The 13,265-nt window shown below is 70.7% G+C and carries 10 protein-coding genes; all 10 read left to right on the top strand.

Annotated elements, in window-relative coordinates; translation table 11 throughout:
- The first annotated feature begins 8 nt into the window (after window positions 1-8).
- Window positions 9-914: an oxygenase MpaB family protein gene (locus NTM_RS04690; RefSeq protein ID WP_104861616.1), complete on the top strand. Its 906-nt coding sequence runs from the start codon at window positions 9-11 to the stop codon at window positions 912-914.
- A gap of 168 nt (window positions 915-1,082) precedes the next feature.
- Complete coding sequence (eccA, locus tag NTM_RS04685) at window positions 1,083-2,933, top strand: type VII secretion AAA-ATPase EccA (protein WP_163765598.1); 1,851 nt, start codon at window positions 1,083-1,085, stop codon at window positions 2,931-2,933.
- Entirely contained in the window at window positions 2,930-4,465 is a 1,536-nt protein-coding gene (gene eccB / locus NTM_RS04680; protein WP_163765597.1) for a type VII secretion protein EccB, read from the top strand. Before eccA ends, eccB begins: the two co-directional genes overlap by 4 nt.
- Complete coding sequence (eccCa, locus tag NTM_RS04675; protein ID WP_163765596.1) at window positions 4,462-8,460, top strand: type VII secretion protein EccCa; 3,999 nt, start codon at window positions 4,462-4,464, stop codon at window positions 8,458-8,460. Before eccB ends, eccCa begins: the two co-directional genes overlap by 4 nt.
- Window positions 8,460-8,768: a PE family protein gene (locus NTM_RS04670; RefSeq protein ID WP_104861620.1), complete on the top strand. Its 309-nt coding sequence runs from the start codon at window positions 8,460-8,462 to the stop codon at window positions 8,766-8,768. The genes eccCa and NTM_RS04670 overlap by 1 nt, the downstream gene beginning before the upstream one ends.
- 6 nt (window positions 8,769-8,774) lie before the next feature.
- Window positions 8,775-10,361, top strand: a complete 1,587-nt coding sequence (locus NTM_RS04665) for a PPE family protein (RefSeq protein WP_104861621.1) — start codon at window positions 8,775-8,777, stop codon at window positions 10,359-10,361.
- Window positions 10,358-10,651 (top strand): type VII secretion protein EsxS, encoded by a 294-nt coding sequence (locus NTM_RS04660; RefSeq protein ID WP_083142372.1) that lies wholly within the window; start codon window positions 10,358-10,360, stop codon window positions 10,649-10,651. Before NTM_RS04665 ends, NTM_RS04660 begins: the two co-directional genes overlap by 4 nt.
- 14 nt (window positions 10,652-10,665) lie before the next feature.
- Window positions 10,666-10,953 carry a WXG100 family type VII secretion target gene (locus NTM_RS04655; protein WP_104861622.1) on the top strand — a complete coding sequence of 96 codons (288 nt, stop codon included), beginning with the start codon at window positions 10,666-10,668 and terminating at the stop codon, window positions 10,951-10,953.
- Between the two features lie 9 nt (window positions 10,954-10,962).
- Window positions 10,963-11,835, top strand: a complete 873-nt coding sequence (locus tag NTM_RS04650; RefSeq protein WP_104861623.1) for an ESX secretion-associated protein EspG — start codon at window positions 10,963-10,965, stop codon at window positions 11,833-11,835.
- Window positions 11,817-13,265, top strand: a complete 1,449-nt coding sequence (gene eccD / locus NTM_RS04645) for a type VII secretion integral membrane protein EccD (protein WP_163765595.1) — start codon at window positions 11,817-11,819, stop codon at window positions 13,263-13,265. The genes NTM_RS04650 and eccD overlap by 19 nt, the downstream gene beginning before the upstream one ends.

Genomic DNA, 13,265 nt, shown 5'->3' with positions numbered 1-13,265 from the left:
GCCCCCTGATGACGCTGTACGAGCCGGTTGAAGCGCCGCTGCCCGTGGTGGAACGCCCGATCGACGAGGTGGTCGCCGCGCCGCCGCGCACCCGCGCGCGCCGCCGCGAGGACGACGGCATGCTCGGCCTGGGGCTGCTCGCCGGCCCGGCGAACGTCATCATGCAGCTGGCCCGCCCCGAGGTCGGCTACGGCGTGCTGGAGAGCCGCGTCGAGAGCGGACGGGTGGACCGTCACCCGATCAAGCGGGCCCGCACCACGTTCACCTATCTCGCGGTGTCGACCAACGGCACTCCGGAACAGCAGCTGCACTTCCGCCGTGCGGTCAACGGCGCGCACCGGCAGGTGTTCTCCACCGACGAGAGCCCGGTCAAGTACCACGCGTTCGACAAGGACCTGCAGTTGTGGGTCGGCGCGTGCCTGTACAAGGGCGTGGTCGACGTGCACCGGCTGTTCGTCGGCGAGATGGACGAGCAGGCCGCCGACCGGCTGTACCTGCAGGGCAGGGCGCTGGCCACGATGCTTCAGGTGCCCGAGAGCATGTGGCCGCAGAGCCGGGCGGCGTTCGACCGGTACTGGGCGGACTCGCTGGAGAAGGTGCACATCGACGACACCGTGCGCGACTACCTGTATCCGATCGCGGCGTCGCGGCTGCGCGGGCTGGCGCTGCCGGCACCGATCCAGCGCCGCAACGAGGAGCTGGCGCTGCTGATCACCACCGGGTTCCTGCCGCAGCGTTTCCGCGACGAGATGCGGTTGCCGTGGGGGCCGGACAAGCAGCGCAGCTTCGACCGGCTGATGGCGGGCCTGCGCGTCGCGAACAGTGTGTCACCGAAGTTCGTGCGGCAATTCCCGTTCAACGTGCTGCTCAAAGATGTGGACCGGCGCATCCGCACCGGCCGCCCGCTGGTCTGAGCCGGGCTTTTCCGGGCCGCCGATCGGGCGGACCCGTGCGTCTCGACACTTTGCTTATGCAATGCTAACTTTCACCCGCAAAGTTAGCTTAGCCATACATAAGCACCGTAAGGGAGATGGCGGCGCCGGCGCCCGGCAGCGGGTGCGCCGACGCCGCCGCGGAAGTACATGGACATTGGAAGTGACACGCTCGCGGCCCCGACGGGGACCTCTCGCGTCGATCAGGACGTGGTCAGCCGTTTCGCGGCCTGCTGCCGAGCGTTGGGACTGTCCGTCCACGACCGCAGGCGCCCCGCGGATCTCGGCGCGGCCCGGTCCGGATTCGCCGCGCTGACGCGCATCGCCAACGACCAGAGCGACGCGTGGACCGGGCTGGCCGCCGCCGGTGAGGTCACCCCGCAGGTCGTCGAGAAGATCTGGCACACCTCCGCCGCGACCGCGGGTGTACTGCAGCGCCACCTCGACCTGACCCCCGGAGCTCTCGGCTTCCACTACGACAGTGGTCTGTACCTGCAGTTCCGGGCGACCACCCGGGACGACTTCGCGCTGGCCTACGCGGCCTGCCTGACCGACGACGCCCGCTACGAAGAGGCCGACGAACTCGTCGGGGCGCTGCTGGAGCGCCGCCCGGACTGGTTCGACGCGCGCTGGGTGCGCGTCGCGATGTACCACCGCACCGCCCGCTGGTCCGACGTGGTGCGGATGCTGACCCCGGTGGTGACCGACCAGAGCCTCGAGGACACCGCGGCGCACGCCGCCCGGATCACCCTCGGTATCGCGCTGGCCCGGCTCGGCATGTTCGCCCCGGCGCTGTCGCACCTGGACCGCCCGGACGGCCCCGTCGCCGTCGCCGCCGTGGACGGTGCGCTGGTCAAGGCGCTGGCGTTACGCGCCCAAGGGGAGGACGACGAGGCCCAGGAGCAGCTGCAGGCGCTGTATGCGGCCAACCCGGAGCACACCGAGATCGAAGAGGCGTTGCTGGACACCAGTTTCGGGATCCCGACCACCACGGCGGCCCGTATCGACGCCCGCAGCAACCCGTGGGATCCGGAGACCGAGCCCGGCGAGGCCGACTTCGTCGATCCGGGCGCCAAGGATCGCAAGGCCCATCTGCTCGTCGAAGCCGAGGCCGAGCTGGCCGAGTTCATCGGCCTCGACGAGGTCAAATACCAGGTGGCCCGGCTGAAAAGCTCGGTGGCGATGTCGATCCGGCGCCAGGAGCGCGGACTGGCGGTCGCGCAGCGGACCAACCACCTGGTGTTCGCGGGTCCGCCCGGAACGGGTAAGACCACCATCGCGCGCGTCGTCGCCAAGATCTACTGCGGGCTCGGGCTGCTGAAGAAGGAGACGGTCCGCGAGGTGCATCGCGCGGACCTGATCGGTCAGCACATCGGCGAGACCGAGGCCAAGACCAACGCGATCATCGACAGCGCGCTGGACGGCGTGCTGTTCCTCGACGAGGCGTACGCATTGGTCTCCACCGGCGCCAAGAACGACTTCGGGCTCGTAGCGATCGACACGCTGCTGGCCCGGATGGAGAACGACCGCGACCGCCTGGTCGTGATCGTCGCCGGCTACCGCAAGGACCTCGACAACTTCCTCGACACCAACGAGGGTCTGCGATCCCGCTTCACCCGCAGCATCGACTTCCCGTCCTACTCCGGCCAGGAGCTCGTCGAGATCGCCACCCGGATGGCCGAGAAGCGCGACTCGCGCTTCGAGGACGCCGCCCGCGCGGACATGGAGCGGTTGTTCGAATACCTGGCGCAGGCCACCACTCCGGATGCCAACGGGGTGACCCGGCGCAGCCTCGACATCGCGGGTAACGGCCGTTTCGTGCGTAACCTCGTCGAGCGCTCCGAGGAGGAGCGCGAATACCGGCTCGATCACTCGGACTCCGAAGACTTCACCGACGACGAGCTGATGACCATCACCGCGGCCGACGTGGCCAACTCGGCCGCGCCGTTGCTGCGGGGTCTGGGTCTGTCCATGCCGCAACAACTTCCGGAACAGCGATGAGCACCCCCGACGGCGAACGCCGCTCCTTCACCTCCCGTACCCCGACCAACGAGAACCCGCAGCAGATCACCTACCGGCGCGGTTTCGTCACGCGCCATCAGGTCACCGGCTGGCGATTCGTGATGCGCCGCATCGCGTCCGGGGTCGCGCTGCACGACACCCGCATGCTGGTCGACCCGCTGCGCACCCAGTCCCGTTCGGTGATGGTGGGTGCGCTGATCCTGGTCACCGGCGTGATCGGATGCTTCCTGTTCTCGCTGATCCGGCCGGCCGGCGATGCGGGCACGGATTCGGTCCTGGCCGACCGCGACACCGCCGCGCTGTACGTCCGGCTCGGCGAGCAACTGCACCCGGTGCTGAACCTGACCTCGGCGCGGCTGATCACCGGCCGCCCGGACAACCCGTCGATGGTGAAGAGCAGCGCGCTCGACGAGTTCCCGCGCGGCAATATGCTCGGCATTCCCGGCGCACCGGAACGCATGGTGGCCAACACCACTCGCGACGCGTACTGGACGGTCTGCGACGCCGCGACCGGAAGCGTCACCGGGGTCACCGTGATCGCCGGCGCGCCGGCCGACGGCGGCGAACGCGCCACGGTCCTGCCCGCCGGTGAGGCGATCCTGGCCGAGAACGACGGTCGCACCTGGCTGCTGTGGAACGGCAAGCGCAGCGCCGTGGACCTGGCCGACCGCGCCGTCACCGGCGGGGTCGGTATCGGGGTGGACGCCGCGGCGCCGCAGCCGATCGCGGCGGGACTGTTCAACGCGATCCCGGAGGCGCCGCCACTGGTGGTCCCCGCCGTCCCGAACGCCGGGCTGCTGTCGGATCTCGGGCTGCCCGAGCCGTATCCGGTCGGGTCCGTCGTGGTGGCCTATGACGCCGACAACACCCTGCGCCACTACGTGGTGCTGACCGAAGGGCTGCAACCGGTCTCACCGGTCGTGGCCGCGATCCTGCGCAACTCGAACTCGTGGGGGCTCGCGTCACCGCCGCGCCTGGAGGCCGACCTGATCGCGCGCACCCCGCAGGCCCGCGCGATCGACGTCGACGCCTACCCGGCCGAGAGGGTGACGCTGGTCGACACCGCCGCCGAACCGGTGATCTGCTCGGCGTGGGCGAAACCCGAAGGGGCGCAGGAGAGCTCGCTCGAACTGCGCTCGGGTGCGGCGCTGCCGGTCGCCGACGGCCAGGGCGCCGTCGCGCTGGTCAGCGCCGGTGCGCCGGGCGGGCCCGCCGACCAGGTGATGCTGCCCCCGGGCACCGGATACTTCGTCGACAGCGCAGGTTCGCTGTTCTGGGTCAGTGATACCGGTGTGCGCTACGGCATCGACACCAACACCGACACCGGCATGAATACCATCGAGGCGCTCGGTCTGACCGCGGCGCCGCTGCCGGTCCCTTGGTCGGTGCTGGCGCTGTTCGCCGAGGGTCCGACCCTGTCGCGCGCCGACGCGCTGCTGGCCCACGACACGCTGGCGCCCAACGCTTCTGCGGCGCGCGTGGAGTCCCTCCCTCGTCTGGAGAAACCATGAGCAGGCTGATCTTCGAACACCGCAAACGGCTGCCCGGCCCGGACGTTCGCAAGGGCACCATCACGATCGAGCCGCCGCCGGAGCTGCCGCGGGTGGTTCCGCCGTCACTTCTGCGGCGGGCGCTGCCGTACCTGATCGTGATCCTGATCGTCGGGATGATCGTGGCTCTGGTGGCGACCGGGTTGCGGCTGATCTCGCCGACCACACTGTTCTTCCCGTTCGTGTTGCTGCTGGCCGCCACTGCGCTCTACCGCGGCACCGACAACAAGATGCGCACCGAGGAGGTCGACGCCGAACGCGCCGACTACCTGCGCTACCTGTCGGTGGTCCGCGACAACGTGCGCGCGCACGCCGACGAGCAGCGCGCCGCGCTGGAGTGGTCGCATCCGGAACCCGCTGCGCTGGCAGCCATCCCGGGCACCCGACGGCAATGGGAACGCGACCCGCACGACGCCGACTTCCTGGTGCTGCGCGCCGGCCTGCACGACCGGGAGCTCGACGTCACGCTGCGGGTCAAGGACACCGCCGACGAGATCGACCTGGAACCGGTATCGCACACCACGCTGTGCGGCCTGCTCGACACCCAGCGCACCCTGCCCGCCGCCCCGGCCGGTATCTCGCTGACCCGCGTCTCGCGGGTCACGGTGACCGGTGATGACACCGAGATCACCGGCGCGCTGCGCGCCTGGATCGCACAGGCCGTCACCTGGCACGACCCGTCCGTACTCGGAATCGCCTATGCGGGAAAGAATCTCGAGTCCAGCGCGTGGTCCTGGCTGAAGTGGCTGCCGCACGTCGACGTAGCCGGCCGGGTCGACGGGGTCGGGCCCGCCCGTTATCTGGCCGCCGACGCCCACGATCTGCGCGGCATGCTCGCGCCCGCGCTCGCCGACCGGGGGGCGTTCACCGGCGACGGGGCGTCCGGTGCCAAGCACCTGCTGATCGTGCTCGACGACCCCGATGCCGACCCGGCCGAGTTCATCGGACGCGGTCTGGCCGGGGTCACCGTGATCCATCGGTCCACCCGCGAGCCCGACCGCGATCAGTATCCGGATCCGGAGCGGCCGGTGCTGCGCATCGCCGACGGCCGGATGACGCGCTGGGGCAACGGCGACTGGGCGCCCTACATCGACTCGGCTGACCGGCTCGGGTCCGCCGAGGCCCGCCACATCGCGCGACGGCTGGCGCGTTGGGATTCCGTGCCCGGCCGGGCCCGGTCGGTGACCACCAACGGCGCGGAATTCACCACGCTGCTGGGCATCCCGGACGCGTCGGCGCTCGACGTCGCCGCGCTGTGGGCGCCCCGCAACCGCGACGAGGAACTGCGTGTCCCGATCGGCGTCACCTCCACCGGCGAGCCGCTGATCTTCGACCTCAAGGACGAGGCCGAGGGCGGTATGGGCCCGCACGGCCTGATGATCGGCATGACCGGATCGGGCAAGTCACAGACCCTGATGTCGATCCTGCTGTCACTGCTGACCACCCACTCGGCCGACCGGCTGATCGTGATCTACGCGGACTTCAAGGGCGAGGCCGGCGCCGACATCTTCCGCAACTTCCCGCAGGTCGTCGCAGTCATCTCGAACATGGCCGAAAAGCGGTCGCTGGCCGACCGATTCGCCGACACCCTGCGCGGTGAGGTGGCGCGCCGCGAGCAGCTGCTCAAGGACAGCGGACGCCGTGTGCAGGGCAGCGCGTTCAACTCGGTCACCGAGTACGAGAACGCGCGTCTTTCCGGCAGCGCAGAGGCCACGGACCTGCCGCCGATCCCGACCCTTCTGGTGGTAGCCGACGAGTTCACGCTGATGCTCGCCGACCACCCGGAGTACGCGGACCTGTTCGACTACGTCGCCCGCAAGGGCCGCTCGTTCCGGATCCATCTGCTGTTCGCGTCGCAGACCCTCGACGTGGGCCGGATCAAGGACATCGACAAGAACACGTCGTACCGGATCGGTCTGAAGGTGGCCAGCCCCAGCGTGTCCCGGCAGATCATCGGCGTCGAGGACGCGTATCACATCGAATCGGGCCGCGAGCACAAAGGCGTCGGCTTCCTGGTGCCCGCGCCCGGGGCCCTGCCGGTCAAGTTCCGCAGCACGTATGTCGACGGCATCTACGAGCCGCCGCGTGTCGACCGCTCGATCGTGGTGCACGCGATCCCGAAGCCGCAGGTGTTCCCCGCCGGCTGGGTGGACCCCGAACCCGACACGGTCATCGTCGACGACGGCGCCGACGTCGAGGTGCTGCCGCCGCGCAAGCTGATCGCCACGATCGGTGATCAGCTCGCCCACTACGGTCCGCGCGCCCCACAGCTGTGGCTGCCCCCGCTGGACGAGCCGATCCCGCTGTGGAATCTGGTGGAACGCTCCGGCATCGGCGCCAGAGGGTGGCGCTGGCCGCTGGGCGAGATCGACCGCCCGTTCGAGATGCGGCGTGACCCGTTGGTCTTCGACGCGACCTCAGCGGCCGCCAACGTCGTGATCCACGGTGGACCGAAGTCCGGGAAGTCCACGGCGCTGCAGACTTTCGTACTGTCGGCCGCCGCGCTGCACGCCCCCGGCGACGTGTCCTTCTACTGCCTCGACTACGGCGGTGGCCAGCTGCGGGCACTTGCCGACCTCGCCCATGTCGGCAGCGTCGCGTCGCCGCTGGAACCCGAACGCATCCGGCGCACCTTCGGTGAGCTCGAACAGCTGCTCAAGGCCCGGCAGCGCCAGGGCGCGGCAGCCAACGGTGAGTACCAGGACGGCTACGGCGAGGTGTTCCTGCTCATCGACAACCTGTACGCGTTCAGCCGGGACAGCACCGACACCTTCAACACCCGCAACCCATTGCTGGCCAAGGTGACCGAACTGGTCAACACCGGGCTGTCGTACGGCATCCACGTGGTCATCACCACGCCGAACTGGCTGGAGGTGCCGTTGGCGATGCGCGACGGGCTGGGTCTGCGCCTGGAACTGCGCCTGCACGACCCGCGCGACAGCAACGTCCGCGTCGGCGGCTCCGGCACCGCGCTGCGGCGTCCCGCCGAGAGTGTCCCCGCCGACCAGCCCGGCCGCGGCCTGACCATGGCCGCCGAGCACTTCCTGTTCGCCCAGCCGGCGCTGGCGTCGATCCCCGCGCTCAACGCCCGCTACCCGGACCGCAGCGCCCCGCCGGTGCGACTGCTGCCGACCGACCTGTCGCCGCGGGTGTTCGGCACGCTCTACCCGGCAGCCGAACAGGTCGTCATCGGTCAGCGCGAGGAAGACCTGGCCGCGGTCAGCGTCGACTTCGCCGACAACCCGCTGTTGATGGTGTTCGGTGACACCAAGACCGGCAAGACCACCCTGCTGCGGCACCTGATCCGCACGATCCGGGAGAACTCGCGTCCCGACCAGATCGCGTTCACCGTGATCGACCGGCGGCTGCAACTCGTCGACGAGCCGCTCTTCCCGGACAACGAGTACACCCCGAACCTCGACCGGGTACTGCCCGCGATGCTCGGGCTGTCCGCACTGCTGGAGAAGCGGCGCCCACCGGCCGGGCTCAGCCCGCAGGAGCTGCGGGGCTGGGACTTCCGTGCCACCGCCAACGGCTCGGGCAGCCACGTCCACTACCTGATCATCGACGACGTCGACCAGATCCCGGACGGGCCCGCGATGAGCGGCCCGTACGCCGGGCAGCGGCCGTGGACTCCGGTGATCGGATTGCTCTCGCAGGCCGCCGAACTCGGGCTGCGCGTGATCGTCACCGCCAGGGCGGCCGGGTCGGCGCACGCGGTGATGACCGCACCGCTGCTGCGCCGCCTCAACGAATTGCAGGCGACCACGCTGCTGCTGTCCGGTAATTCGCAGGACAGCGGCAAGATCCGCGGCCACCGCTTCAGCCGGTTGCCCGCCGGCCGGGCGATGCTGCTCGACGACGGCTCCGATACGCCGACCTATGTCCAGCTCGTCAATCCCCTCGCCGACGGGGCGGCCGCCCAGGCCGGTTACAGCGGAAAGGAGTACAGCTGATGACCCTGCGAGTAGTACCGGAAGGCCTGACCGCGGCCGGCGCGGCCGTCGAGGCGCTGACCGCCCGGATGGCCGCGGCCCACGCGGCCGCCGCACCGCTGGTCACCGCCGTGGTGCCACCCGCCGCTGATGCGGTGTCTCTGAACACCGCGGCCGGCTTCAGCGCCCACGGCGTTGCGCACCAGGGTGTCGCCGCCCAGGGGATCGAAGAACTCGGCCGCTCCGGCATCGGTGTCGGCGAATCCGCCGCCAGCTACCTCAGCGGTGACGCGATGGCCGCGTCCTCCTACCTGATCGCCCGGGGCTGATCCGCCGTGACCGCTCCGGTATGGATGGCGCTGCCGCCCGAGGTGCACTCGGCGACGCTCAGCAGCGGCCCCGGTCCGGGCCCGCTGCTCGCCGCGGCCGGCGCGTGGCAGCAGCTCTCCGTCGAATATGCCTCCGCGGCAGCTGAACTGACGAACATCCTGGCCGGTGTGCAGGCGGGTGCCTGGGAGGGGCCGAGCTCCGAACAGTACGTCGCCGCGCACACCCCGTACCTGGCGTGGCTCGCGCAGCAGAGCGCCGCCGGGGCCGCGACGGCCGCACAGCACGAAACCGCCGCGGCCGCGTACTCGACCGCGCTGGCCACCATGCCGACGCTGCCCGAGCTGGCGCTGAACAAGACCACCCACACGGTGCTGGTCGCGACGAACTTCCTCGGCATCAACACGATTCCGATCGCGCTGAACGAAGCCGACTACGTCCGGATGTGGATCCAGGCGGCCACCACGATGGCGACGTACCAGGCGGTGTCCGGCGCCGCGCTCGCGGCGACCCCGCAGTCGACGCCGGCGCCGGTGGTGCTGCTGCCCGGTGTCGGCGAAGCAGGACGTGCCGCGGCCGACATGTCGGCGATGGCGGCGCAACCGATGGCCGCCGAGGCCGGTGCCGCTTTCGACGTGTCGAACATCATCGCCGACCTGATCCGGCTCTACGGAGAGTTCCTGCGGTTCCTGTTCGAGCCGATCTTCAATTTCCTGCGCGACCCGATCGGCAACACCATCGCGCTGATCACCGACTTCCTGACCAACCCGGTGCAGGCGCTCATCACCTGGGGCCCTTTCCTTTTCGCGGTGGTGTTCCAGGCCGTGTCGTGGGTGGGCGCGTCGATCCTGTACCCGTCACTGTTCCTGTTGCCGCTGCTGGCGACCACGCTGGCGATCGTGCTCGGCGTCGGGCAGCATCTGCTGGGCCTGCTGAACATGCCGCCCCAGGACGCCCCGGCCGAGGAGGACCTGCCCGCCGACGCGGCACCGGGCCGCTCCGATCAGCAGGGCTTCCCGGCCACCATGTCCGCGCCGCCGCCGCCCGGCGGAGTGCCGGTGACCGCCAACACGATCAGCGTCGGCTCGCCGTCGGCGCCGGCCGCCCCCGCGGCCGCGGCGGCGACCTTCGTGCCGTACGTGATCGCGGGCCGCGATCCGGGTGAGGGCTTCTCTCCGACGGTGCGTGACAGCACCGGCGCCAAGGCGCCGGCTGCCGGAATCCCGGCCGCGGCATCGGGTGTCGCGGCGTCGGCCGCCGAACGGCGTAAGCGCAGACGCAGGCAGAAGGACGAGATCAAGGGCCGTGCCTACGCCGACGCGTACATGGACTACCCGGGTGCGGACGACGAGCCGGACCGTGAGCAGCCCGCGCCGCCACGCGTCACCGCATCCGGCCGTGGCGCCGGGCCGATGGGCTTCGCCGGCACCGTCGGCAAGGACGCCGAACACGCGGGCGGGTTGACCACGCTGCCCGGCGATTCGTTCGGTGGCGGCCCGAAAGAACCGATGCTCCCAGGCAACTGGGACCCGACCGAGGACCACCGTCCCGAACACCACGATCCCGAACCCCACGACCGAAAGGACACCCCATGAGCATGCTGGATGCCCACATCCCGCAGATGATGGCCTCGGAGGCGGCGTTCGGCGCCAAGGCCGGCCTGATGCGCAGCACCATCGCCCAGGCCGAGCAGGCGGCGCAGTCCGCGCAGGCGTTCCACATGGGCGAATCGGCGGGAGCCTTCCAGGCCGCGCACGCCCGCTTCGTCGAGACCTCGGCGAAGATCAACGCGCTGCTCGACATCGCGCAGGCCAACGTCGGCGATGCCGCGGGTGCCTACGTCGCCGAGGATGCCGCCGCCGCCAGCAACTACCCCGTCGTCTGATCGGAGCAACTCCCATGTCGCAGATCATGTTCAACTACCCCGCGATGCTCAACCACGCCGGGGAGATGGCGAGCTACGCCGGTGCGCTGCAGGCGATCGGCGCCGAGGTGGCCAGCGAGCAGGCCGCGCTCAAGAGCGCCTGGCAGGGCGACACCGGCGTGACCTACCAGGCCTGGCAGGCCCAGTGGAACACCGCGCTGGAGGAACTGGTGCGGGCCTATCGCGCGATGGCCAGTGCGCACGAGATGAACACCACCTCGATGGCCGCACGCGATCAGGCCGAGGGCGCCAAGTGGGGCTGACGGATCGCCGTGCGCGCTAACGCCGTCGAACTGAGCGCCGCCTCGGCGTGGTTCCTCGCCGAAAAGCTCGGCGCGGGATCGTATCCGTGGGTGCTTGCGATCACGCCGCCCTACACCGACCACACCCAGCGCACCGCGTTCGACAGGGAGCAGGCCGCCCTGCTGACCAACGTGGGCGTGCTGGCCGCCGACGGCACCGTCGATCCCGCGGTGGCACAGTGGATCCGGCGGGTGTGCCGGGCCACCCAGTGGTTGGAGCTCCGATTCGTCGGCAGCAGGGGAGCGATGTTGCGCGGCATCATCGCCCGCGACGCGGGCGGCACCGTGGTGGCGCTGCGCAGCGGCGCACTGCTGACGCTGACCGAGATGGATCTCGACCATCCGGAGGCGCTGGTGCCCGTGGTCACGGTGGGTCTGTCCGGCCGGGCCCCGGCGCGCTTCCCGGGCTTCTCGCTGCCCGCCCGCATCGGCGCGAAGGCCGACGAACAGATCCGCGGTGGCGCATCGGTGCGCAGCCTGCTCGACTATCTCGGGATCCCCGCGTCGGCCCGCCCTGTGGTGGTGGCGGCCTTCGAGCAGGACCGCACCTATGTCGAGATCGTCGCCGGCCGGCACCGCGACGGCCACCGGGTCAGCACCGACGTCGGCGTGAGCGTCGTCGACACCGCGGTCGGACGGGTCCTGGTCAGCCCCACCAAAGCCGTTGACGGCGAATGGATCTCCACGTTCAGCCCTGGCGAACCCGCGGCGATCGCCGCCGCGGTCGAGCGCCTGACCGCGACACTTCCCGACGGATCGTGGTTCCCGGGCCACGCCCTCACCAGAGACTTCGACGAACGCACGGCCGACAGAAGAGAAGAGAGATGTCCGAGTCCGCTCTGAGCACCACCAACGCCGCGATGCCGATCGTGCGCGTCGCCGTCCTGACCGCGACGGAGGGCGACGACGGCGACCGCGGCGGCCGCGTCACGGAAGTCGCGCTGCCGGCGCAGCTTCCGCTGCGCGAGATCATCCCGGCGGTCCAGCGCATCGTCGCCCCGTCGGACGAGACCCCGGGCACCGCGGAACTGCTGAGCCTTGCCCCGATCGGTGGCGCCCCGTACAGCCTGGACGCGACGCTGACCACGGTGGGCGTCGTCGACGGTGACCTGCTGGCCCTGCAACCCGTGCCTGCGGGCCCGCCCGCACCGCGCATCGTCGAAGACATCGCCGATGCGGCGATGATCTTCTCCGCCGCACGCGAACGTCCCTGGGGAACAACGCACATCCAGCGCGGCGCGACGCTCGCGGTGGTCGGGCTGATCCTGGTCGCCACCGCGCTGGCGGTCGCACACCGGTTGGTGACCGACTCGATCGTCGGTGTGTTCGCCGTCAGCGGCGTCGCGATCGCCGCCGTGCTCGGCGCGCTGCTCGCCAGGTCGGGATCGCCGCGGGTCGCCACCGCCCTGGCCGCGGCCGCGCTGCCGTCGGTCGCCGCCGCATTCGCACTCGCCGTACCCGGTGACTTCGGTGCCCCGAGCGTGCTGCTCGGCGCCGCGGGTGTGGCCGCATGGTCGATCATCAGCATCACCGTCGCCGAACGGGCGATCGCGTTGTTCACCACCGCCGCGGCCGCCGCGCTCGGGGTACTGCCTGCCGCCGCGGCCGCGACGCTGTGGACGCTGGACCTGACGAGCATCGGCTGCGTGCTGATCCTGGTGGCACTGGTGATCACCGTGCAGGCCGCGCAGTTCTCGGCGATGTGCGCCCGGCTTCCGGTGCCGGTGATCCCGGCCCCGGGTGACCCGACACCGTCGGCGCCGCCGCTGCGGGTGCTCGAAGACCTCCCGCGCCGCATCCGCGCCGCTGACTCACACCAGAGCGGTTTCATCGCCGCGGGCGTGCTGCTGGCCGTGGCCGGTTCGGTACTTGCGCTGTGGCCGGTGCTCACCGGGGACGGCGGCGTGTCGCCGTGGGCCTGGTATCTCGTCGTCGCGACGGCGGCCGCGGCGGCCCTGCGGGCCCGCGTCTGGGACTCGGCCGCCTGCAAGGCATGGTTGCTCGGTCATTCCGGCCTGCTGACCGTCGTGCTGCTCGTCCTGTTCGCGGCCAACGGCCGCTACACCTCGGCGTGGTGGGCGCTGGGCGCACTGGCGGTGCTGACCGCCGCGTGGGCCGTCGTCGCGCTGAACCCGCGGATCGGGCAACCGGAGACGTACTCGCTGCCGATGCGCCGCATCGTCGGGTTCGTCGGCTCGGCCCTCGACGCGTCGGTGATCCCGGTGATGGCTTACCTGGTCGGCTTGTTCGCCTGGGTTCTGAACGGCTTCTGA

Origin of the sequence: Mycolicibacterium parafortuitum (assembly GCF_010725485.1) — a bacterium.
Lineage (GTDB): Bacteria > Actinomycetota > Actinomycetes > Mycobacteriales > Mycobacteriaceae > Mycobacterium.
The sequence above is the reverse complement of the archived record's forward strand: the minus strand, read 5'-3'. Positions and strand labels throughout refer to the sequence as shown.

Coding starts and splice junctions, on each gene's coding strand:
- NTM_RS04690 (WP_104861616.1), top strand. CDS start 9: ATGACGCTGTACGAGCCGGTTGAAGCGCCGCTGCCCGTGGTGGAACGC.
- eccA (WP_163765598.1), top strand. CDS start 1,083: ATGGACATTGGAAGTGACACGCTCGCGGCCCCGACGGGGACCTCTCGC.
- eccB (WP_163765597.1), top strand. CDS start 2,930: ATGAGCACCCCCGACGGCGAACGCCGCTCCTTCACCTCCCGTACCCCG.
- eccCa (WP_163765596.1), top strand. CDS start 4,462: ATGAGCAGGCTGATCTTCGAACACCGCAAACGGCTGCCCGGCCCGGAC.
- NTM_RS04670 (WP_104861620.1), top strand. CDS start 8,460: ATGACCCTGCGAGTAGTACCGGAAGGCCTGACCGCGGCCGGCGCGGCC.
- NTM_RS04660 (WP_083142372.1), top strand. CDS start 10,358: ATGAGCATGCTGGATGCCCACATCCCGCAGATGATGGCCTCGGAGGCG.
- NTM_RS04655 (WP_104861622.1), top strand. CDS start 10,666: ATGTCGCAGATCATGTTCAACTACCCCGCGATGCTCAACCACGCCGGG.
- eccD (WP_163765595.1), top strand. CDS start 11,817: ATGTCCGAGTCCGCTCTGAGCACCACCAACGCCGCGATGCCGATCGTG.